Here is a 22,045-nt window from a genome sequence, read left to right as displayed (position 1 = left end):
TATCAGCCGGTACTTTGAGATCGGCTGTGACAAGCGATCCGTCGGCGTACAGTACGCAATTATGTTTGTGAGGATAGATTTATGACAGTTCTCGTAACCGGTGGGGCGGGGTATATCGGAAGTCACATGGTCTGGTCTTTGCTCGACAACGGCGAGGACGTTGTTGTGCTAGATCGTCTTTCGACCGGTTTCAGGTGGGCTTTGGCACCAGAAGCGCGGCTTTATGTAGGTGATGTAGCCGATCCTAATCTACTCGATTCTATTTTCAAGAATCATCAGATCGAAGCGATCATTCATTTCGCCGGCTCTGTCGTAGTGCCTGATTCCGTTTCCGATCCTTTGAGCTACTACGAGAACAATACCGTCAAGTCGCGTGCCTTAATCGCTGCCGCAGTGGCAGCCGGTGTTCCGCATTTCGTTTTCTCATCGACTGCCGCTGTTTACGGAACACCTCAAGATAGTCAGCCTGTTGCTGAGAACGCCGCACTTAATCCAGAATCTCCATATGGCTGGTCGAAGTTGATGACGGAGATCATGCTGCGAGATACTGCTGCCGCGACGCCCCTTACCTATACAGCGCTACGTTACTTCAACGTGGCTGGCTCAGATCCAAAAAGGCGTACAGGTCAATCTACAGCAGGAGCAACACACCTCATTAAGGTGGCATGTGAGGTAGCGCTAGGTAAACGTTCGCGGCTCAGCGTTTACGGAACGGATTATCCGACGACCGACGGAACCTGTGTGAGGGACTACATTCACGTTTCTGATTTGACCTCGGCTCATCTCAAAGCTCTCAAACGTATGCGCGCCGGTGGGCGGTCGATTGTTGCCAACTGCGGATACGGACGAGGTTTCTCTGTGTTGGATGTGGTCGATTGCGTCAAACGGGTATCCGGTAATGATTTCGAGGTCAGTTTAGTTGATCGTAGGCCAGGTGACGCTGCCTCTGTTATCGCAAATGCAGAAGTCGCCCGTAGGGAGTTCGACTGGGTGCCAGAGTACGACGATCTTGACCTCATAGTGCAGACGGCGCTTGCTTGGGAAGACCTCCTTAGCAAGCGGAATGACAAGTAAGTCCTAGCTAGAGCGCGTCCATTGAACGCGGAATCGGGTTGAGGATTCCCTTGCTCGCCGAATTCTGATTCCGTCGCTCCGACTTGTGATTTGGTCGGAGGCAAGAGGTGGCTCGGGAAATCTGCACAGCTAGGATAAGTGGAATTTCTGCCTGACTTCGGCTTAGATGCCGTAAACAGGAGAGACCATGACGAGACGACCGCGCCGGAACCATAGCCCGGCTTTCAAGGCGAAGGTGGCACTTGCCGCCATCCGAGGGGAACAGACGCTGGTGGAATTGTCCCAGCAGTTCGATGTGCACGCCAACCAGATCAAACAGTGGAAAGATCAGCTCCTTGAGGGGGCGACGGGCGTTTTCGGCGATGAAGCGAAGGCGGAGCCGGCGGGACCAACCGTCGATGTCAAAACGCTTCATGCCGCGTGATAAGTAAGCGGCAAGCTGAGGCCGTTCAGCCCGCGTAACTCCACGGCATGAGTGCCTCAAGATCGTTGCTCGGCCAGCCGTTGGCTATGCGCTCAAGGGTCTGGGTGAGCCAAGCCTGCGGATCTACGTTGTTCATCTTCGCCGTCTGAAGGAGCGTGGCGATTGTCGCCCAGGTCCTTCCGCCGCCGTCGCTGCCAGCGAAGAGACTGTTCTTTCGTGTAATTGTCTGGGGCCTGATGGCGCGCTCAACGATGTTGGAGTCGAGCTCGATGCGGCCGTCGGTGAGGAAGCGCTCGAAGATGGAGCGACGCGAGGTGGCATAGCGGATCGCTTCAGCGAGCTTCGACTTGCCAGAGATCCGCGGCAGGGTCTTCTGCCAGAGGGCGAAGAGCTCGGTGACAACAGCAGCAGATGTCGCCTGGCGCGCCGCGACACGCGCGTCAGGGCTCTGCCCCCGCGCTGCTGCTTCCACTTCCCAGAGCTTCGCCATCAGCTCCACCGTCTCGGTGGCGATCTTGGAGCTATCCGAGGCGTGGAGCTCGTAGAACTTGCGCCGGCTATGGGACCAGCAGCCTGCGAGTATTACGCCATCATTGCCGCCGTCGGATCTGGCCAGCTTGTTGTAGGCACCGTGCCCGTCCACCTGAAGAATACCGCGATAGCCACTCAGATGCTGGGCGACCCGATCACCCGCGCGGCTATCTTCGAAGCGATAGGCGACCATCGGCGGACCACAGCCACCGAAGGGTCTGTCATCCCTGGCATAAGCCCATAGCCAGGCCGTCTTGGCCGATCCGGATCCGGGTGCGAGCGTTGGCAACGTCGTCTCGTCAGCAAAGATGCGCTCCGCCTTCTTGATCTCGGCGAGGATGTAGTCGGCCAGAATATCAAGCTCGAAGCCGAGCTTACCCATCCATTGAGCCATCAGCTTCCGGTCAAGCTCGACCTTGTCGCGGGCATAGATTGCCTCCTGCCGATAGAGCGGCAGGCCATCGGCATACTTCGAGACCGCGATCTGGGCGAGAAGCGCTTCGGTTGGAATGCCGCCCTCGATGATGTGCGCGGGTGCGGCTGCCTGAACGATGCCGTCTTCGTTCTTGAAGGCATACTTCGGCCGCCGGGTGACGATGACGCGGAACTTCGCCGGCACGACGTCCAGCCGCTCCGAGACGTCTTCTCCGATCAGCACCTTCTGTTTGCCGACGTGCTCGGGCAGTTCATCTGGCTCGATCACCACTTCGACCCGTTCCAGATGAGGTGCAAAGCCCTTGCGTGGCCGGGGTGCACGTTTCCCATCAGGATCAGCGGCACCTTTGTTCACCTTGGCTCGGATTGCAGCGATGCCGGTCTCGATTTCCTCGAAGACGAAGGCTTGCTGCTCATCGTCGATCGTTGGAGATGCGAGCTTCTCCGATCGCCGGCCAAAGCGGGCACGATCGAAGGCTTTCAAGATCTGGGTCAGTCGTTCGATGCGTTCATCAGCATCGGCGTTTTTCGCCTTCAGATCTGCGACCTCGCTCTCGAGAGCATCGGTGCGCGCAGCTTTCTCGGCCATGGCAAGGACCATGGCCTTCAAGGTCTCTACATCATCCGGGAGCTGCAAATCGGGCGGCGTCATAAGGCCTACCAGAGCACATTTTGCTCCAGTTTTCCTGCCCTTTCAGACAGTTGATTCACTTCGCCGCAGGCCTTTACCCAACAATCTCCGGCGGCTTCACCGCCACCGAGCGGACCCGTTTCCAGTCCATGCCATCAACGAGCGCCATGAGCTGGGCATGGTTGAGCTGCACCCGGTTGTGCCCGATCCGAGGCCAGCAGAACTGCGCCTTCTCCAGCCGTTTCGAGTAGAGGCAGACCCCTGATCCATCCCACCAGACGATCTTGACCCGGTCTGCCCGTTTGGCCCGGAAGACATAGAGCGAGCCATTGAACGGATCACTGCCAGCATCACGCACCAGCGACAGCAGGCTGTCCGGCCCCTTGCGGAAGTCGATGGGATGGCTGGCGAGGAAAACCCTTACACCCGCGGGGATCATGCTGAACGAACCGCCCGGATCACGCGCTGCAGATGAGCTTCGTCAGCATCGACGGGAGCGCGCACGACGACATCGCCAATCAGAACTTCGATTATCGCAACGCCTGCGGATGGCGTGACTGCCTGATGACCGCTCGAGCCTGTGCTTTCTTTGTGAGGGCCAAGCGCGGCGCGACGCCAGCCAAAAAGTTGTGACGGGTGGATATCGAGCCGACGTGCAATCGCTGAGACGCTCGAACCAGGCTCAAGTGTCTCTGCCACTGCCCGCGCTTTGAAATCATCCGACCAGCGTCGACGAAGCTGCCGGGGCGCGCCCTCAAAGCGGTCCGCAACAGCCTCGATCATATGGAAAGTTCTAGTTCCAGAGCTAGGCGCAGACATAGAAGCTCACAGCGGTTCATCTTGTCCGCTACCGATACCCGACCGCTAAGCTGCTTCGCCAGATGGGGTCTGCTTGTCGCTTACCGTGATAAACTGCGTTTGCACGGAGATCGGCGAACTGACACTGGAGAACGATTTTTTATCCGGTGCGCTCGGCAAGGCGGGATTGCTGGGCGGAAAGAAATGATCGACCGTGAGCACAAGCTATCCGTCGTGCGCCAGGCGAAGCTTCTCGGCCTCAGCCGTGGAAGCGTCTATTATTCTCCACGCCCGGTGCCTGATGGCGACCTTGCCCTGATGCGGCGGATCGATGAATTGCATCTCGACTACCCGTTTGCCGGAAGTCGGATGTTGCAAGGGCTTTTGAAAGGAGAAGGTCTGGAGACCGGGCGGCTACACGTCGCCACGCTGATGAAGAAGATGGGTATCGAAGCGATCTACCGCCGCCCGAACACCTCGAAACCAGCGCCAGGTCACAAAATTTATCCCTACCTCTTGCGCAAGTTGGCCGTCACCAGACCCAATCAAGTCTGGGCCATGGACATCAGCTACATCCCTATGGCGCGAGGATTTGTCTATCTCTGCGCCGTCGTGGACTGGTTCAGCCGGAAGGTTTTGTCGTGGCGGCTGTCGATCACGATGGAAGCGGACTTCTGCATCGAAGCGGTCGAGGAGGCGCTCGCCCGCTATGGCAAGCCAGAAATATTCAACACCGACCAGGGATCGCAGTTCACCTCCATCGACTTCACCGCCGTGCTGAAAAAGGCGGAGATCGCCATCTCAATGGATGGCAAGGGGGCGTGGCGGGATAACGTCTTCGTCGAGCGGCTCTGGCGGTCGATCAAATACGAGGAAGTCTACCTCCACGCCTACAAGACCGCATCTGAGGCCCGCCTGGGCATTGGCGGCTATCTGACCTTTTACAATAGCCGACGCCCGCATTCATCCCTTGAACTGCCCCCCATTTCGACCGGACAGTCGGCATAAGCAGAAAGGCTCAAGCACAGGCTTGAGGACAGGCTTATGTCTAACGAGTATCGACACGTTGAATTGCTGACGGGTGATGTCCGCCGTAGACGATGGACAACCGAGCAGAAGCTGACAATCATTGAGCAGAGTTTCGAACCAGGCGAGACGGTGTCTTCGGCCGCTCGCCGCCATGGTGTTGCGCCCAATCTGCTTTACCGGTGGCGCAGGCTCTTGAGCGAGGGAGGTGCTGCAGCCGTGGATTCTGACGAGCCGGTTGTCGGCAATTCGGAAGTGAAGAAGCTGGAGGACCGCGTTCGCGAGCTGGAGCGCATGCTCGGCCGCAAGACGATGGAGGTCGAAATCCTGCGGGAAGCCTTGTCCAAAGCGGACTCAAAAAAACGGATATCGCGGCCGATCTTGTTGCCGAAGGACGGTTCCCGATGAAGGCTGTCGCCGACACGCTCGGCGTGTCCCGTTCCAATCTGATCGAGCGCCTGAAAGGCAGATCGAAGCCGCGCGGCTCCTATCACAAGGCCGAGGATGCAGAGCTTTTGCCCATCATCCGCAGGCTGGTGGATCAAAGGCCAACCTATGGCTATCGGCGGATCGCCGCGCTCCTCAATCGCGAGAGGCGAGCCGCCGATAAGCCTATCGTCAACGCCAAGCGGGTTCATCGCATCATGGGCAACCATGCCATGCTGCTGGAGAAACACACGGCCGTTCGCAAGGGCCGCCTCCACGATGGCAAGGTGATGGTCATGCGCTCGAACCTGCGCTGGTGCTCGGACGGTCTGGAGTTCACCTGCTGGAACGGCGAGGTCATCCGTCTCACCTTCATCATCGATGCCTTCGACCGGGAGATCATCGCCTGGACGGCGGTCGGCAACGCGGGCATCTCCGGCTCTGACGTGCGCGACATGATGCTGGAGGCCGTCGAGAAGCGGTTCGCAGCCACCCGAGCCCCGCACGCAATCGAGCATCTCTCCGACAATGGCTCGGCTTATACCGCGAGGGACACGAGGCTGTTTGCCCAGGCGCTCAATCTGACGCCTTGCTTCACGCCGGTGGCCAGTCCGCAGTCGAACGGCATGTCGGAAGCCTTCGTCAAAACACTGAAGCGGGACTATATCCGCATCGCAGCACTACCGGACGCCGAAACGGCGCTCCGGCTCATCAACGGATGGATCGAGGACTACAACGAAATCCATCCCCATTCCGCGCTCAAGATGGCTTCCCCTCGGCAGTTCATCAGGGCTAAATCAAACTAGCCGACATGTCCGGTGAAACGGGGAGCACTCCATCCCTTGACCGGCAGACGCCGGATAAGGCCTACTTCAACGCGCTGGCACCAATGATGGTGGCGGCATAATCGAGGCGGAAATCCACTTAGCGAAACGCCCGAAGCTGTTCAGACAAACCGAGCCACCTCTTCCATCTCTCCACACCCGAAAATGGGTTCGCCGGACGCTCACATTCAGTATGCGCCGTCTACGCCCCATTGATTTTTCGGTTTCAGCTACTCGGCCGTGCTGGCTGAGGGCGGGATGTGATCTCACAGGACGCTCACCACTCAGTCAGGGAACCGCTCCAGTCCCATTTTCCGCGACACGCTCCAGCCGCTCGCTATGCTTCAACGGTCGGAAGACGTTCTACAATCCAGCTTATATGCTGTCGGGTGTGCATTGCTTCAGGAAACGCCCAGATGGCGCCTCTCAAAAGCATAACGGCTAGGGCTAGCGTCGCAATTACCTGCCAAGGTTTCATGTCCCGCTCCTGCTCTCATTACCTTCAGCTAGCATCCATAATTATGGAACATGGTGAAGTTGAGGTTAACGTGAGCCTGTTCAGTCAAGCTTGAGCGGTCTGTATTCTGACTGTCTTGAGGAGACCATCACTCGTGCCGTAAGGCGGCTGCCATCCCAAAAATTGCATGCTCTCACTGACGTCCACCTCTAGGTTTTCGGTCAATCGAAGCACAGCCTGTCGCTGCATGAGGATCTCTCCTGCATATTTCATGGTGGTCAAAGGTACCGCGATGGATCGAGGAGTCTTCCCATAGGCTGTGGCGAGATGGCGTAGAATCTCATGGGTAGACAGTGCCTCGTTGTCGCTCGCCAGAAGTAACTGATTGGCGGCGTTGGGGTGATTGATTGCCACGCGCAGGAAATCTGTCAGGTTGTCGATGAATATCATCGACCGTTTGTTTTTCACGTTGGGGAAGATGGACGGGAGACCGCTTTTTGCCCATTTCATTAACAGTCTGAAGTTGCCGCCTACACCTGGACCGTAGACCAAAGGGGGTCTAACCACGGTCACTTCCATGCCGGTGGATTTGCTAAGTTTGAACAGTCCGCATTCGGCCTCGAACTTCGAAATCGCATAGGGGTCTTGAGGGTTTGCCGGTGAGGCTGAGTTGAACGGCTGGCCTTCTTCCGTCCGCTCGCCATTTACCTTGATCGTGCTTACGAATATGAAGCGGCGTAAGCCAAGGTCTGCGGCCTGGCGTGCCAGGTTCAGCGTCGAATGGCAGTTGGCTTGGCGAAAAGTTTCCAGGGGATCCGACGCGGTCTCCCTCATGACATGCACTCTTGCAGCCAAGTGAACGACACAATCTACGCCTTGCAACTGCTTTGACCAATTCGTTTCCGGACCGTATGACTGAATGCGTTCCGCGTTTGGGCCGTTCTTACGTGAAATTGCCCGCACATTCATGGCATTGTTGCGTAAAGTCTGAACCAGGTTTGATCCGACAAAGCCTGAGGAACCTGTTACCATGATCAAGCTCATGGTTGAACATCCAGAATGGTCGGTGTTTCAGCCGAGTACGGTAATTTATGTTTTCTCTCGGCGTCGATGACTGAAAACAGAATTTCTCTGGCTGCGTCTTCGTCCTCGCCCTCGACCGCCTGGTAAAGGCGTTTCAGAGCTGACGTCAGTTCATAATGTCCGATCGCGGATGCATCGGCGCGCAGGATCTTTGGATGCTTAGTGTCCTTGGCGTTCTGACGGTCGTAAAATAGTTCTTCGAACAGTTTTTCGCCTGGGCGCTTGCCGACAACCTCGATCGCTATGCCGGGTTCGTCGGTGCCGGCTCGGCGGATGTTGAAGCCAGCAAGTCGTATCATGTTCTCGGCGAGGTCGCCAATCCTGATCGGTTCGCCCATGTCGAGCAGAAAAACATCGCCGCCGGATGACAAAGCTCCGGCCTGAACAATCAGCTCTGCCGCCTCGGGTATGGACATGAAATAGCGGGTCATATCAGGATCGGTGACGGTGACCGGCCCACCTCTGGCAATTTGTTGCTTGAACAGTGGTACGACAGAACCGTTCGAGCCGATGACATTGCCAAAGCGAACGGCACAGAAGGTCTGGCCCGTTCCGTGGTTGTTTGCTTCAGTCGACATATGGCGGACGATCAGTTCGGCCCAGCGCTTTGTCGCCCCCATCACATTGGTGGGGCGAACAGCCTTATCAGAAGATATGAGAACGAAGCTTTCGACGTTTGCTGAGGCTGCAGCTTTTGCAACTGTCAGGGTTCCAAATACGTTGTTGCGGATGCCCTCCAGTGTATTGGCCTCGAGCAGGGGCACGTGCTTGTGTGCTGCGGCATGATAAACGACATTGACGCCGTGTGACGAGATCGTTCTCTTGATCAGACGTTCATCGGTCACCGAGCCAAGGACTGGAACGATTTGGCAGCCTGTTTTTTGCGAAAGCTCCTGCTCGATCGAATAAAGCGCAAACTCGTTTGCCTCCAGAAGTACCAGTTTTTCTGGATTCCACCCTGAAATCAGGCGGCATAGCTCCGATCCGATAGAACCGCCGGCACCCGTGACCATTACCGTCTTATGCGTAACAGCGTTTGCAAGGAGCCCTCTGTCCGGTGGCACAAAAGACCGGCCGAGCAGTTCGTCAATCTCGATTTCTCGGATCTGATTCACAATGTAGCGACCGTCAACGATGTCGGACAAATCCGGTATGCTGCGAACCTTTACGCCAAGGCCGGTCACCCTGGAAACGATTGAGTGGCGTGTTTCTTGTGAAAGAGACGAGAGGTTAAGGACGATCTCGCGGATGCCATATCGCTCGATGAGGCTTGGTAGTTGGTGTCCGGGAAAAACGCGGTAGCCAGCAACATCACGGCCCTGGTTTGCTGGGTCGTCATCGACCAAGCCCATGACATAGCGGTTGCCATGGCCTCTGAGGGCGCGAGCCAGCAATGCGGCCGACGGCCCAGTGCCATAGATCAAGATTGGTTCTTCGTCACGCCGCATGCCCGTCCCGACATTCAAGATCCATTTCGCAGCGAAGCGGGAGCTGCCGATGATGATTGTGCCAAGCATGAAGTAGAGCAGCGGCACTGAACGCGGAACGATGCCCTGGCCTGACATCTCAAGGAGAAAGACGACAATGACCCAACTCATTGTCGCGATCGCCATCGCCATGATGATCGTCCAGATCGCAGCCTCCGGTAAATAGCGGATGACCGACCGATAGAGGCCAAGGCGAATAAAAACCGGGATGGCCACGATCGGCGCAAAAAACGCGAGAAGAAGTCGTTCGGACGTAATCGCAGGTGTCCATTCAGACAGGCGAAGCGCGTAAGCCCCCCAGAGAGCGGCCAGAAGCAAAGTGGTGTCTAAGGCCACAAGGAAGACGCGCTTCCAGCTCCGTGGTGTCCGGACAATCCTGTCTCTCAACGCACGAACAAGCGGGTGTTCCGGCAGGTGAATTCTACGCATCTCTTTTTACTATTTCCAAGGGGAGGCTTTTCAGTGGGAGACACCCTTGAAGCCTAGAACCTTAACACTTGTCATGGCGATAATCTTTAGATCAAACAGAAAGCTGGATCTACGCATATAGTCGACGTCATACGCAACTTTCTCTGGTATCGCCAATTCGTCGCGACCATTCACCTGCGCCCATCCGGTGAGACCGGGCGAGAGCTGGTGCACGCCTTCCATAGTTCTCGCGGCTATGAGGTCGTCCTGGTTGAAGAGTGCCGGACGAGGACCAACAAGACTCATTTGTCCGATGAGAACGCACCATAATTGGGGCAATTCGTCCAAACTTGTCTTGCGAAGGAAGCTGCCGATCGGGGTGAGGTGCCGGGATGGATCATCTAGCAAGTGCGTTGCAACGGCTGGCGTGTTGGTCCGCATAGTTCGAAACTTTGGCATCTGGAAAAGCTCGTTATTTTTCCCCACTCTGCTGGACCAATAGAGTGCTGGGCCAGGTGATGTTACTCGCACAGCAATGGCGATAACAACCATAGGCAAAGAGAATGCGAGTAGCACTGCAATTGAGGCAAGTATGTCAATAATTCGCTTCGCAGTCATTTTAAGTCCGATCGTACCCAAGGCTCGCATCTGAGGTCCAACGCTGTGCTACTCGACTGTGACCGACTTGGCCAGGTTGCGCGGCTGGTCGACGTCGGCCCCCATAAAGACCGCCGTGTGATAGGCGAGCAGCTGGATCGGGATGGAATAGACCATTGGGGAGATGATCTCGGCGACCTCGGGCAGCACGATGGTGGCCATGGTCTCGAGCTTTGAGGCAGTAGCGCCCTTCTCGTCGGTGATGAAGATGATCTTGCCGCCGCGGGCGGCCACTTCCTGCATGTTTGACACGGTTTTTTCGAAGAAACGGTCGAACGGCGCGATCACGATCACAGGCATGTTCTCATCGATCAACGCGATCGGCCCATGCTTCAGCTCGCCAGCAGCATAACCTTCGGCGTGGATATAGGAGATTTCCTTGAGCTTCAGCGCACCTTCAAGCGCCAGCGGATAGCTGGTACCACGGCCGAGATAGAGCACGTCCTTGAACTTGGAGAGATCGCGCGACAGCGCCTCGATCTGCGGCTGCACCGCGTTCAGCACCTGGCTCATGATGCGCGGCATCTCGGCTAGGCTCTTCACCAGCTGCTTTTCTTCCGCTTCCGTGATTGTGCCGCGAGCGCGGCCGGCGGCGAGCGCCAAGGAGGCAAGCACGGCCAACTGGCAGGTGAAGGCCTTTGTCGAGGCAACGCCGATCTCCGGACCGGCGAGGATCGGGAAGACGGCATCCGATTCGCGGGCGATCGTCGATTCCTTGACGTTCACCACCGCACCGATCTTCAGACCATTGTCACGGCAATAGCGGAGTGAAGCCAGCGTGTCGGCGGTTTCACCGGACTGCGAAATGAAAAGGGCTGCCTGATCCTTCGACAGCGGCATTTCGCGGTAGCGGAATTCCGAGGCGACATCGATTTCGACCGGCAGGCGGGCATAGCGCTCGAACCAGTATTTGCCGACGAGGCCCGCGAGATAGGCGGTGCCGCAGGCGGAGATGGCGAGGCCACGGAGGTTGGCGAAATCGATCTCGTTCGCTGCATCGCGAACGGTATGGTTGGCGAAGTCGACATAATGCGACAGCGCATGCGAGATCACTTCCGGCTGCTCGTAGATCTCCTTTTCCATGAAGTGACGATGGTTGCCCTTGTCGATCATGTAGGCGGAAGCCGAGGAGATCTGCACCGGGCGATCGACCGGATTGCCGTCGATGTCGAAGATGTGGGCGCCCTGCTTGCCGATGACCGCCCAGTCGCCGTCATGCAGATAGGCGATGCGGTTGGTGAAGGGCGAGAGCGCGATCGCATCGGACCCAAGGAACATCTCTCCGTCGCCGAAACCGATCGCAAGCGGCGGACCGGAGCGTGCCGCCATGATCGTCGACGGATCGTCCTCAAAGATGACGGCGAGCGCATAGGCGCCGGTCACATGGCGCAGCATCTCGTGCATGGCTTCGCGGCGGCCCAGGCCTTGGCGGCGATACTTGGCGAGCAGCTGCGCGACGACTTCCGTGTCGGTCTGGGTGGTGAAGGTGGCGCCTTCGGCCGCCAGTTCTTCCTTGATCTCGGAAAAATTCTCGATGATGCCGTTATGAACGACAGCGACGCCCTCGACGAAATGCGGATGAGCGTTGGTTTCGTTCGGCACGCCATGGGTTGCCCAGCGGGTGTGAGCGATGCCGATGGATCCGGGAAGCGGATCGCCGGCAAGCTTCGTCTCGAGATTGAAGAGCTTGCCTTCAGCACGGCGGCGATCGAGCTTGCCGTCGTTGATAGTGGCAACACCGGCGGAATCATAGCCGCGATATTCGAGCCGCTTCAAGGCGTCGACCAGACGCTCCGCCACAGGCTTGTTACCGACGATGCCGACGATGCCGCACATGAAATTCTCCGTTCCATAACAATCACGCGGCTTTTCCTAGCGGTTTCATCGCAATAGGCAATTGTGCGTGAGGTCAAATTGCATTTCGTGTCTTAAGGCAGTCTTCGCTTTTCAATGGGTCGTAAAGCGCTGTCGATCGGATGTGTTTTGATGCGACAGTTCGGCCCAGTGAAAAGCGGAATTGGTTTTTAGCGGGGGGGTAAATGACCAAGGATCCCCAGTGCTTCACGGGCGACTGTCTGCCAGGTCCTCAAACTTGATTTTGCTTCACTGATGCGTTGCCGAATGCGGCGCTGAAACTCAACCTTTTCCTCCAGATCATTTATGATGATCGCCAAATCAGCAGCATTGTCGGGTTCGAAGTAGAGCGCGAGATCGCCGCAAACTTCTCGCAGCGCGTCAGCCGTCGAACAGGCAGCCGGAGTGCCGCACCAGAGCGCTTCACCCGCAGGCAGGCCCCAGCCTTCGAGCTTGCTTGGCATCACCAAGGCAAGTGCGCCTTTGTAGAGTTTGACGAGATCGGTCTGGTTCGGATTGTCGATGAAAATCAGTCGATCCTGGATGGCATGAAATTCCGATCTAGATGCGTAGCGACGCAAGCGCTTTCTGTGGGAGCCGGCAATCACGAGCTGAGGCACCAGTTTTCCATTCGCACGCAGTTGCCGCAGGGCCTCGAGAACAACCTCAATGTTTTTCCGGCCGAGATTAAGGGCAACGGTCAGAATATAGGGTTCTGCCGGTATGGAGATCTCTGAGGGTTCGATGCCGTCAGGACAGTGGTGGACGAGTTGTACCACGTTCGCGGGGCCACGTGGTCTGGGAAGCATGCCCTTGTCCACAAAGCTTTGGAGCTCTTTTGCCGTGAAGTTCGAATTCGTCAAGATTTGGCCGGCCCGCTCGATCAGGAAGCAGTTGTCGGCCAGGAAGTTGCGATCGAGCTTGCGAAAGCGTTTCGTTGCGCCGTCATGCAGCGGCATGAAATCATGCAGCAATGGTACGATGGCCGCTTTTGATCCTCTGTCATTCAGCACCCTGACCATGTCTACGATCAGTTTCGGGCGGGCTGCGGAGAAGAAGGTGCCGGCTTCGATTGCCACTGGCTTGAGATGTCCGGCATGTTTCAGCCAATGATCCCTGTTTTTCTTTTGTGTCATCAGGTTCGAGAAACGGAAGATAAACGGGAGGATTGGGTTCTTGCCGAAATAGGACCTCACCCATTTCTGGCCGACATCCTTTGGCAGATCGAATTCGACACTTCCGTCTGCTCGCTTGTGCCATGTCACTTCGTAGAACTGCTTTGTGCCAAAGGAAAAGACGACGAAGCGAATATCGTCCTTCAGAAGTGCTGACTCCCGGCCGATTTCGTGCACCGTCCGGGCTATCCCGTAATACTGCGTGCGCTTGCCGGAGGTTGAGATCAGCGCCTCGGTGAGATCGAAATAGAGGGTGGCGCTCATCTACTTCCCTTGTCCTGCATGCTGTTTGATAAAGCATAGAGTATACCTGAGAGCAGACAGAAGTAATGCGTGTAGAATTTCAGGTTCAAGAACGCATCAAACATCATCGCTAAGCCCCAAAACAGCGACACACCAATGGTCAGAACGAGCCTGTCGGCAGTCGACAACCCCTTTGATATGAACCAGGGGATTGCAAGGAAAACCAGCCCGAGCGTGAGCTGTATCAATCCGCCTGTGACCAGCCAGGTCAGATACTGATTGTGGTTGTGCTCATAGCCATAGGTCGCATGGATCAGCTTTTGCAGATAAAGTGAGCCATGCCCGAATATCGGGCTCTCTTTGATTGCGGCGACCGACGTCTCCCACATGGCAAGGCGGTGACTGATGGCCTCATCCTTCGTGACTGAGGCTGCCTGATCGGTTTTGACTTCAACTTCAGCTGGCGGCGGTGTGGTTGCCAAAACTTCCCCGGTCTCCGGCGCCGGGACGGTGTTGATGGCAGTTTGCTCCTCAGTCTCCGTCAGCTGTGACGCCATGGTCTGGAAGGTTTCGAAAGTCGATGAAAAGCGGCTCGCAGGGCCGCAGTCGGTCATCACGCCGATGAAGAACGAGACCAGCAGACCGGCGCCGGCGGCTAGGCCCATATGATACCAGCTTGGGATTCTGCTCTTTAACGAAGGCAGAAAACCAAGGATCAGGAAGACGCCGAAGACCCCAACTTGTGCAAGGGCCACGCCCCGGGATCCAGTATAGGTGGTCGAGATGACGATGCTGAATGCCATAAGGGTGACGCGAAGCCAACGCTCAGACCCGGTCAGCTTCTCCCAACCGACCAGACAAATGAAGGTCAGCGTCGAGAACAACAGGGCAGGGATGAACGGCCATGGCGCAAGTCCCCTGACCCGACAGGCATCACGGATGCCGGCAAACATCATATAGGACAAGACAAGGAAGCACGCGATCAGCAGCCAGGGCATGACCCTTTGAAAAAGCAATGCGAGGTTTCTGATCTGCAAACCGCGAACCAGTCCGACGACCAGCATGGCAATGGCAATCGCATAGGATTCAAGGCTTGGATTGACGGGCCTTGGATCTGAAGTCTCAAGGCCTGTGAAAAAGAAGAGCGCGAAAAGACAGTAGCCGAAATAGAGGCCGAAGGGGATCAATAGGCTCCAGATTGACACGTGATAGTGCCTGTTCTTCAGAGCATGTAGGAGGAAGGGAATAGGCAACACACCAGCGATCACCAGAAGCGGCGTGACCTGGCTGCCGAGAAACAATGCAACGGCAAGCCCGGTGAGGAACAACATGTCGGTCAAGCGCCAGAGTCGGTCGAGGTGGGTGTTCATGATGCCGTTTCGGATCGTCTAGTGCCTATTTTCTGCCGTTTCTGTCGGAAACTTCAAGCAGGGTCGATAGTCATCATTCACGCTCGCAAAGCATATTGGAGCCTCACGACATCATCGCGCAGCCTTCGAATATAAGTGCCAAGCCGTTTCCATTTGGGAAACTTCACAGACCGGTAGATGTCTCGGGTTGCAATTGTAGTCCCCCCTTGTGCAATCGTCGCGATATTGTCGCGCGATGTATAGACCCTTGCTCCATGGTCCCAGCCTCTCTCAAGCGCAGCATCCCAAGGATAGCGCATGATGGTCAAGTGCTTGATCAGCTGCATGGCGCCTCGTCTCGTCACGCCGTAGCAAGCCGACGACCCCAGAGGACCGTGGATGGCACGACCGAACTGATCTCCAAGGGCCGAGGCTGCGCTTCGCTTGAAGCCGACCACGCGATGATTGAAAAACTTGATCACATCGGCCTCTGGCATGGCTATAAAGGCCGCCATTGCCCGGTCTTGCAGATCGGGTGTCAACTCGACATCATCCTCGATGATCAATCCAACATCGACACCGCTGTCGAGGAAAGTGTGCAGCGCTCTGATATGGCTTCGGTAACAACCATATTCGCCAGCGAGCATCAGGCGCCCGGTGTTGCGGCGAAAAGCGAGATCATCGGTTGCTTCGCGCTCATCTTTCGCTGTCCATTTGCCATCGACAGCGGAGACCCTGGTCACGCCGAGGCCGAGTTCGTTTGCCCGGCTCGACAGTCTTAGCCAGCGATCGGTCGATCGATCGAGATTGATCGCGAATAATCGAATGCTCATGAAGGTGTTCCTGCTCGTCCTCAAACCTGACGCTTCAAGAGGACATATGGTGTGATGTCTGTCTTTAACGGTCGATATCCGGGTAGATCAGCGCAGCTCGCATCGGCGATGATAAAGTCGGCAACCACCTCTGCTTGTTTGGCAATGCTGATTTTGTAGAAGCGTTGCATGTATGTGTGCAGTGCCCAGTCTTGCCAGGCGTTTTCGCAGGCGCTGATCGACGGTTTGCAGTTACTCTGACCAGCACAAACAGTCCTTTCGATAGCCGTAGCTTGTTCGATTGTCCGTGTATCTGTCCCTGAGCGACCGATATTGGCGATGACAATCACAACGGAAGCCACCAACACTGCCAATGCCGCCATGCTGAAGATCTTTGCCCGCTCGTCTCTCAGTCGCGACAGAGCTTCCATGATCGTTGGCGAAACGAGAATTGCAAAACCTGCTGAATAGAAAAACAGCGATGTGTTGAAATAGAAGTTGGCAACGCGGGGGCTAAGCGCGATCGGCAAAGATGCAGACATCCCAATCAGGATCAGGAATGCGGCCCGTTTGAAGCGCGGATCCCGGTAGAGGCTAATGCTGCGCCCCAGCCCGAAGCGCCAGCTTACAAGGGCCGTGAGCGCGAGAATGGCGAGAGAGTAGCCGTTGACGCCTAGTATCTTGCGGAAGACGTAGAGCCCGCCGCCATACTGGCCGCGGGCCCCGCTCAAGCTTGAGGCGAGCTGAGCTGTAACATAGCGATCTAAGGCCTCGTGTGACGCTTCAAATGCGTAGAGCGTTGCGACAAACAGGACGATTACAGCGAGAATGATCAAGCTGTCGAGCACCATGACGAGGAATGCCGGCCGACGAAATACCAGCCAGTAAATGGCGGGGGCTGCGAGCGGAAAGAGCCCGACCGGTCCCTTCGTCATCAGGGAGAAGCATATGGCAAGGCCCGCCGTTGCGACGAGCGCCAGGCGCTTTGCGGACAATGCTGGGGCCGGTCGATCATAGGCGATGACCACGAGCAGAACCGCAGTCAGGGAGAAGACGGCGAGCAGGTTGTCGAGCAGGCCATTGGCAAAGCCCCAGTTCACCCGCCCGGCAATCAGCGCCATCACAAGGGCAAGGGGAAAGGCCTTCTGGACGACGACATCATCCTTGTTGAGCCGCATCCAGAGCTTGAACAGCAGTGTGGCTGAAACGATGAAGGTTAGAAGCGAAAATCCCTTCTCGACGGCGATCGTGTCACCGAAGATGGAAAAGCCGATTGCCTGCAGCCAGAACATCAGCGGCGGATGTTCGGCAAAGGTCGGGAAGAGCGTTTCTGAAAAATGGGGAGCCCACATCGTCCCGCGTCCCTCTGCCAGGTTTCTGGCAACGGTCGCGTAGATGCCTCCATCGAAGAACATCGAAACATGCACGAGCTGAACAAGGATCTGCAGGCAGACCGCAGCGCATAGGAGGATCCAGACGGCGTTGATGACTGTCTGTGAGGGCAGGGGGCTTTGAGCGGAGTTGTTGCTCATTTCCAGATAAACCTGTTGGCGATGACGAATTTCCAGACCGTGTCGATGGCAATGCCTGCAAGTGTCGCGATGAAGACCACGTGGATGAGGTTCTCATAGGCAAGGGTGGCTGCCGAGACATTGGCGACGATGCCGACGGCTGAAACGGCCAAGAACTTGAGATAGCCTGATACAAGACGCGGCCCGCGAAGACGCCGGTCATGGAAGGTCAGGAGATTGTTCAGGAGGAAGTTGCTGGTCGCGGCAACCAGTGTCGCCACTGTCTGGGCGGTCGCAAAGGATGCAGACAGGCCAAGTGCTGCGTAAAGCACGGCAAAGTGGACGAACACACCCGAGCCACCGACGAACAGGAATGATATGAGGTTCGCCGGCAGGATGCCCCTCGTCATCTTGCTCATCAGGAAGGTCGCGAATTTCCAAAGGACGTGGCTGTCGAGCTTCGATGTGCCATGTAGGCGGGTTCCGAAGTCGAAGAAGACTTCGCCATGGCGGAGCGTTTTGTCCGTATAGAGGATGTCCAGGAGCAGTTTGAAACCCGGATCGCCAAGCTCGGGTGCGAGCTTCAGAAAACGATCGCGGCGGATCAGGAAGAAGCCAGTCAGGGGGTCGGAGAGCTTTCTGCCGATCACAAAACTGCTGAAGGCATTGCCGATCTGCGAGAGTTTGCGGCGAAGCGGGGACAGTCCTTCCAGAGCCTGGTCGTCTTCGAGCCGGCGGGCGGCACTGACGATATCGAGACCCTCGCGCTCCAGGCGTTCTACCATTTCGATGACGACAGCTGGATCGTGCTGCCCGTCGGCGTCCATGACGCAAAGCAGATCGCCCCTGGCACTCAGCAAGCCCTGGATGCTGGATTTGGCAAGACCACGATCGGTAAACCGAATGATGGGGCGAACGCGCGGTTCAATCTTGCCGTAGTCAAATGCCTTTTGAGCTGTACCATCGGCGGAATTGTCGTCGACAAAGAGCAGTTCCCAGTCGTGGTCTGCGAGTGCCGTCTTCACGCGCTCGGCGAAGGGGATGACGTTTTTGACCTCGTTGTAGGTCGGCGCAATGATCGAGATATGTTTTGGCAGCACAGGTTCAGCCTATCGATGGTTCGCTGATGGTCGAAGCTCATGCGGGGAACCTTCTCCCTCGAAGCTGACCTGCCTGTCCTGAGTGATCATACTCATACTCCAAAGTCCCCGTCCGGGATTTTACAAGCCGCATTCCCCGTTCCCACGGGCTCGGTAGCATCTGGGCGCTGATGCAGCAACAGGCTGTAGCATGCTTGGTTGTTGAGGACGCTTGGCTTCTCGCCTGGGCAATGCATGTCAAACCTATTTTGCAATCGACAACATGTCCCATAGGTTGACAGTGGTTGTGGCGCGGTTGGGATCTGTCCAGCGAGGCATTCGCGTGGGGGCCGGGCTATCACTGGGTCGCGGATCGGCGAACTGTCGCATGATCGTGACAGTCCTCTCTCGCCTGCATCGTGGTTTGCACTTGCAGAAATCCTCAAACGATCTCAGTTTCTTGAGCCTCGAAGCCTTGGTTTCGGGACGCCGGCAAAGAGACGGGAAAGAGGAGTGTCACCAGTTATCTTGAGGATTCGAGTTGCGGCTGTCTCATCGCAAGCCTCGCGTAAGCTAAGGCGGCGAAACAATCAGTATTGCATATCAGGAGTTGCTATGAGCCTTTATGGGACCATGCGGACGGGCGTCTCAGGAATGTCTGCCCAAGCGAACCGGCTGAGTACTGTTGGCGAAAACATCGCCAATGCCTCGACGACGGGGTATAAAAAGGCGTCGGTGCAGTTTTCCTCGATGATCCTGCCCACAACCAACGGTGCTTACAATTCCGGCGGCGTCCAGACAGATGTGCGCTATGCAATCTCCAGCCAAGGGACGTTCAGCTACACGACCTCCTCAACCGATCTGGCCATCAACGGCCGGGGCTTCTTTGTCGTTGAAGGAGCTGACGGGACCGAATACCTCACTAGAGCCGGCAGCTTTGTTCCACAGGATGACGGCACGCTTCAGAATGCTGCGGGCTTCACCCTGATGGGTTACGAATACTCGTCCACGGCAGATCCGACAATTGTCGTCAATGGATTTGACGGGCTGACCCAGATCAACCTGTCAGCGGCGACGCTGACCGCCACACCAACGCGGAGCGGTGTTCTTGATGTGAACCTGCCGGCGACGGCCGCCGTCGGCTATACCAAGGCAACTTCGCTTGTCGCTTATGACAGCCAGGGCAGCCCGCGCTTGCTTGATTACATCTACACGAAAACTGCCGACAACACCTGGGAGCTGGATGTTCAGTTCAATGGCCTTTCGGTATTGACGCCTACCTTTGCGCCGACATCCGTGATCGATATCGCTGGCAATCTCGATATGTCGGCTGTCGTTGGGTCAACGGTGACGGGCAACTATTCGCTTGTCGACACCGACGGTGTGACACGCCCATTCAGCGTGACTTACACCCGCACAGCCACTGGCTGGGATCTGGAGTTCGACCATGCGGGAACAGTGTTCGCGACGGATTATATCGATGACAGCGAGTTTGACGGCGCTGGCAACTACATCGATCCTTTGCCGGAAGTCATCCCGCCAATCACCGTGGGCACCTGGTCGACCGGCACCATCAACATGTTCTTCTCCGGCCTGACCTCGGTCGCTGCGCCGTTTTCGCTCACCGCTGCAATAGACGGGACCCCGGCGATTGCCGGGTCGCTGATCGAATTGACCTTCGATGCAAATGGCCAGCTGGTGAGCCCTTCAGAAATTGAAACCGAAGCTGTGACCATTGACGGCGCGGTCTTGAACGGCCTTAGGCTCGACATCAGTGGTTCGACACAATTGGCTTCCGATTTTGCCGTGACCAGTGGCCGTGTGGATGGCAATGCTGCCAGCGACGTGGTCGGCTACGAGATCAATGACAAGGGAATTGTCTTCCTGAAATATTCAAACGGCGATCTTCAGCCGAAATACAGGCTTGCAATCGCGGACGTGCAAAGCCCGGACAATCTCAATCCTGTCTCTGGCAATGTCTACTCGCAAAGCAATTCGTCTGGGGTCATCGTGATGGGCTATGCCGGCAGCAGCGGCTACGGCAGTATTCTATCCGGTGCGCTGGAGGATTCGAACGTCGATATCGCCGAGGAACTGACGGCCATGATCGAGGCGCAAAGAAACTACACAGCCAATTCGAAGGTGTTTCAGACCGGCTCCGAACTGATGGAAGTCCTGGTCAACCTGAAGCGCTGAGGCATTGCCTTCTAGATTGTCTTAGGCATACGCGGCTCCTTCGTTCCGATCATTTATGTGTTTCTTGAGCAACCAGCCGTGCCGACCGACGCTTCACGGAGGAAGCCAGATGCCACGGGTCTCTAAAGGACCACTGTTGGCATAAAGCTAGCTTGGTCCCCGGCAGCCTTTTTGTAGCAGGTCGGCATCAGCGGAATGCGCTCAGTCACTCAAAGTGAGATGGACCGGTTGAGTTGAACCGGTGGCCTAGTCCCGCACCCATTTCGATGGCCATGCGGGTGTGGGTTTGATCCGGGTCGAGATCAGCTTGCAGGGCGTCTGCGGCTTGTGGCTTCAAGAGTGGCGAGATGATTGCCGGGGTGGTTTCGAGGGATCGCTGGAGATGCTCGGCCTGCACGATCAGCGAGGACCCTACTTCGCCCACGCCAGACGCTTCAGGCAGCCGCAGCGCTCGCGAGGGAGACCGGTTGCGACCTGCGCCTGCTTGTGGATGTATTGGCAGGCGAAGCGCGCGGTTGCAGCTGTGCAGGCGAAGGAAACGGCTCGCTATTCCGTTTGATGCTGTGCGTAAGCAGCAACTTATGCTGACGTCCCGCCATGGCTTGAGCCGGCGAGCTTTTGACGCCGTTGGTCAGCTTTAAACCGTTCCGCGGCGCTAGGGCCGTAGGCCTGTCGCGTTTAGATAAACAGCATACAGGTTCCGCGTTGCCGTGATGTAGAGCCGGTTGCGATCAGGGCCGCCAAAACAGACATTGCTCACCGTTTCGGGGATCAGGATCTTTCCGATCACGCGGCCATTGTGATCCAGGCAATGCACGCCATCGCCTGCACTCGTCCAGATGTATCCAGCGCTATCCAGGCGCAGACCATCATACATCCCATTGCTACATTCGCTGAAGAGACTGCCGGGGTTTAGACTGCCTTCAGATGAAAGCTCATATTTCATGAGGCGAGCAGGCATTGTGCCACTGTCGACCACGAACAAGGTCGCTTCGTCCGGCGACAGGGCGAGCCCATTGGGCTGAACCAGGTCGGTCACCACGGCATCGAGTTGTCCGTCAGGACGCAGCCTGTAGACATTGCGGCTTTCAATCTCGCTTTTCGCGCGTGACCCCTCATAAGGGGTCGAGATGCCATAGCTTGGATCGGTGAACCAGATATTGCCTCGGCTGTCGGCAATCACGTCGTTCGGGGAATTCAGCCGCTTTCTTTCAAAACGATCGGCAAGGATTGTCAGGCTGCCGTCGTGTTCGCGGCGGGTGAGACGCCGCGTGAGGTGTTCGCAAGCGATCACCCGTCCTTGACGATCGAGCGTATGGCCATTGGCAAAATTGGAGGGGGCTTCGAAGCTTGCCACGGTGTCGTTGACCTCGTCATATCGCATCACCCGGTTGTTCGGAATGTCGGAGAAGAGAAGGTGGCGGGCGGCCGGCACGTAGACCGGTCCCTCAAGCCAGCGTCCGCCGGTGTAGAGCAGGTCGACATGCACATTTGGCAGGATCAGCGATTTGAACGCCGGGTCAATGATCTCAAACCATTCCGTGTAACGCATAGCAGCCAAGCCC

General features: G+C 56.8%; 17 protein-coding genes and 2 pseudogenes. 5 read left to right on the top strand and 14 right to left on the bottom strand.

The window, feature by feature from the left end; all coding sequences use genetic code 11:
- The first annotated feature begins 81 nt into the window (after positions 1–81).
- Entirely contained in the window at positions 82–1,074 is a 993-nt protein-coding gene (gene galE, locus D4A92_RS23300) for a UDP-glucose 4-epimerase GalE (RefSeq protein WP_203020290.1), read from the top strand.
- Positions 1,075–1,261: 187 nt separating this feature from the next.
- A pseudogene (locus D4A92_RS23295) lies at positions 1,262–1,492 on the top strand (transposase); the annotation flags it as partial.
- 31 nt (positions 1,493–1,523) lie between these two features.
- Here D4A92_RS23295 and tnpC read toward each other — a convergent pair.
- From tnpC to D4A92_RS23280, 3 genes are all read right to left on the bottom strand, one after another.
- Complete coding sequence (tnpC, locus tag D4A92_RS23290) at positions 1,524–3,116, bottom strand: IS66 family transposase (protein ID WP_203020288.1); 1,593 nt, start codon at positions 3,114–3,116, stop codon at positions 1,524–1,526.
- 73 nt (positions 3,117–3,189) lie between these two features.
- Positions 3,190–3,534: an IS66 family insertion sequence element accessory protein TnpB gene (gene tnpB / locus D4A92_RS23285; RefSeq protein ID WP_203020286.1), complete on the bottom strand. Its 345-nt coding sequence runs from the start codon at positions 3,532–3,534 to the stop codon at positions 3,190–3,192.
- Positions 3,531–3,878, bottom strand: a complete 348-nt coding sequence (locus D4A92_RS23280) for a transposase (RefSeq protein ID WP_246754135.1) — start codon at positions 3,876–3,878, stop codon at positions 3,531–3,533. Before D4A92_RS23280 ends, tnpB begins: the two co-directional genes overlap by 4 nt.
- Before the next feature lie 142 nt (positions 3,879–4,020).
- Here D4A92_RS23280 and D4A92_RS23275 point away from each other — a divergent pair.
- Both D4A92_RS23275 and D4A92_RS23270 read left to right on the top strand, forming a co-directional pair.
- Positions 4,021–4,901, top strand: a pseudogene (locus tag D4A92_RS23275) (IS3 family transposase); the annotation flags it as partial.
- A 36-nt stretch (positions 4,902–4,937) separates the two neighbouring features.
- Positions 4,938–6,151 (top strand): IS3 family transposase gene (locus tag D4A92_RS23270; protein WP_203020282.1). Its coding sequence is split into 2 segments (ribosomal slippage): positions 4,938–5,274 and positions 5,274–6,151, totalling 1,215 coding nucleotides; the frame shifts between segments, so codons are not numbered across the junction.
- Positions 6,152–6,731: 580 nt separating this feature from the next.
- Here the strand turns inward: D4A92_RS23270 and D4A92_RS23265 are convergent.
- The 9 genes from D4A92_RS23265 to D4A92_RS23225 form a co-directional block, all read right to left on the bottom strand.
- Entirely contained in the window at positions 6,732–7,670 is a 939-nt protein-coding gene (locus D4A92_RS23265; protein ID WP_203020280.1) for an NAD-dependent epimerase/dehydratase family protein, read from the bottom strand.
- A complete protein-coding gene (locus tag D4A92_RS23260) occupies positions 7,667–9,625 on the bottom strand; it encodes a polysaccharide biosynthesis protein (RefSeq protein WP_203020278.1) in 1,959 nt (652 codons plus the stop codon). Before D4A92_RS23260 ends, D4A92_RS23265 begins: the two co-directional genes overlap by 4 nt.
- Positions 9,626–9,655: 30 nt before the next feature.
- Positions 9,656–10,222, bottom strand: a complete 567-nt coding sequence (locus D4A92_RS23255) for a sugar transferase (protein WP_203020924.1) — start codon at positions 10,220–10,222, stop codon at positions 9,656–9,658.
- Between the two features lie 48 nt (positions 10,223–10,270).
- On the bottom strand, positions 10,271–12,097 hold the full coding sequence (gene glmS, locus D4A92_RS23250; RefSeq protein ID WP_203020276.1) for a glutamine--fructose-6-phosphate transaminase (isomerizing): 1,827 nt from the start codon (positions 12,095–12,097) through the stop codon (positions 10,271–10,273).
- 188 nt (positions 12,098–12,285) lie between these two features.
- Entirely contained in the window at positions 12,286–13,554 is a 1,269-nt protein-coding gene (locus tag D4A92_RS23245) for a glycosyltransferase family 4 protein (protein WP_203020274.1), read from the bottom strand.
- The gene (locus D4A92_RS23240) at positions 13,551–14,903 is read right to left on the bottom strand and encodes an O-antigen ligase family protein (RefSeq protein WP_203020272.1); all 1,353 of its coding nucleotides are present in this window, start codon (positions 14,901–14,903) and stop codon (positions 13,551–13,553) included. The genes D4A92_RS23245 and D4A92_RS23240 overlap by 4 nt, the downstream gene beginning before the upstream one ends.
- A 77-nt stretch (positions 14,904–14,980) precedes the next feature.
- Positions 14,981–15,715, bottom strand: coding sequence for a glycosyltransferase family 25 protein (locus D4A92_RS23235; RefSeq protein WP_203020270.1), 735 nt, complete (start codon positions 15,713–15,715; stop codon positions 14,981–14,983).
- 20 nt (positions 15,716–15,735) lie between these two features.
- Positions 15,736–17,226 carry an ArnT family glycosyltransferase gene (locus D4A92_RS23230; RefSeq protein WP_203020268.1) on the bottom strand — a complete coding sequence of 497 codons (1,491 nt, stop codon included), beginning with the start codon at positions 17,224–17,226 and terminating at the stop codon, positions 15,736–15,738.
- Positions 17,223–18,305, bottom strand: a complete 1,083-nt coding sequence (locus D4A92_RS23225) for a glycosyltransferase (RefSeq protein ID WP_203020266.1) — start codon at positions 18,303–18,305, stop codon at positions 17,223–17,225. The genes D4A92_RS23230 and D4A92_RS23225 overlap by 4 nt, the downstream gene beginning before the upstream one ends.
- A gap of 594 nt (positions 18,306–18,899) precedes the next feature.
- Between D4A92_RS23225 and D4A92_RS23220 the strand changes: the two genes are divergently transcribed.
- The gene (locus D4A92_RS23220) at positions 18,900–20,480 is read left to right on the top strand and encodes a flagellar hook protein FlgE (protein ID WP_203020264.1); all 1,581 of its coding nucleotides are present in this window, start codon (positions 18,900–18,902) and stop codon (positions 20,478–20,480) included.
- Between the two features lie 205 nt (positions 20,481–20,685).
- Here the strand turns inward: D4A92_RS23220 and D4A92_RS23215 are convergent, their stop codons facing one another.
- A complete protein-coding gene (locus D4A92_RS23215; RefSeq protein ID WP_203020262.1) occupies positions 20,686–20,904 on the bottom strand; it encodes a hypothetical protein in 219 nt (72 codons plus the stop codon).
- Between the two features lie 231 nt (positions 20,905–21,135).
- On the bottom strand, positions 21,136–22,032 hold the full coding sequence (locus tag D4A92_RS23210; protein ID WP_203020260.1) for an SMP-30/gluconolactonase/LRE family protein: 897 nt from the start codon (positions 22,030–22,032) through the stop codon (positions 21,136–21,138).
- Between the last annotated feature and the right edge of the window lie 13 nt (positions 22,033–22,045).

This window comes from Rhizobium rosettiformans (assembly GCF_016806065.1).
Taxonomy (GTDB): Bacteria; Pseudomonadota; Alphaproteobacteria; order Rhizobiales; family Rhizobiaceae; genus Allorhizobium.
This window is presented reverse-complemented; position numbering and strand designations above follow the sequence as displayed.

Excerpts from the sequence above, each read along its gene's own strand:
- D4A92_RS23245 (WP_203020274.1), bottom strand. The coding sequence starts at position 13,554 with ATGAGCGCCACCCTCTATTTCGATCTCACCGAGGCGCTGATCTCAACC.
- D4A92_RS23260 (WP_203020278.1), bottom strand. The coding sequence starts at position 9,625 with ATGCGTAGAATTCACCTGCCGGAACACCCGCTTGTTCGTGCGTTGAGA.
- D4A92_RS23210 (WP_203020260.1), bottom strand. The coding sequence starts at position 22,032 with ATGCGTTACACGGAATGGTTTGAGATCATTGACCCGGCGTTCAAATCG.
- tnpC (WP_203020288.1), bottom strand. The coding sequence starts at position 3,116 with ATGACGCCGCCCGATTTGCAGCTCCCGGATGATGTAGAGACCTTGAAG.
- galE (WP_203020290.1), top strand. The coding sequence starts at position 82 with ATGACAGTTCTCGTAACCGGTGGGGCGGGGTATATCGGAAGTCACATG.
- glmS (WP_203020276.1), bottom strand. The coding sequence starts at position 12,097 with ATGTGCGGCATCGTCGGCATCGTCGGTAACAAGCCTGTGGCGGAGCGT.
- D4A92_RS23220 (WP_203020264.1), top strand. The coding sequence starts at position 18,900 with ATGAGCCTTTATGGGACCATGCGGACGGGCGTCTCAGGAATGTCTGCC.
- D4A92_RS23240 (WP_203020272.1), bottom strand. The coding sequence starts at position 14,903 with ATGAACACCCACCTCGACCGACTCTGGCGCTTGACCGACATGTTGTTC.
- D4A92_RS23235 (WP_203020270.1), bottom strand. The coding sequence starts at position 15,715 with ATGAGCATTCGATTATTCGCGATCAATCTCGATCGATCGACCGATCGC.
- D4A92_RS23255 (WP_203020924.1), bottom strand. The coding sequence starts at position 10,222 with ATGACTGCGAAGCGAATTATTGACATACTTGCCTCAATTGCAGTGCTA.
- D4A92_RS23230 (WP_203020268.1), bottom strand. The coding sequence starts at position 17,226 with ATGAGCAACAACTCCGCTCAAAGCCCCCTGCCCTCACAGACAGTCATC.
- D4A92_RS23265 (WP_203020280.1), bottom strand. The coding sequence starts at position 7,670 with ATGAGCTTGATCATGGTAACAGGTTCCTCAGGCTTTGTCGGATCAAAC.
- D4A92_RS23280 (WP_246754135.1), bottom strand. The coding sequence starts at position 3,878 with ATGATCGAGGCTGTTGCGGACCGCTTTGAGGGCGCGCCCCGGCAGCTT.
- tnpB (WP_203020286.1), bottom strand. The coding sequence starts at position 3,534 with ATGATCCCCGCGGGTGTAAGGGTTTTCCTCGCCAGCCATCCCATCGAC.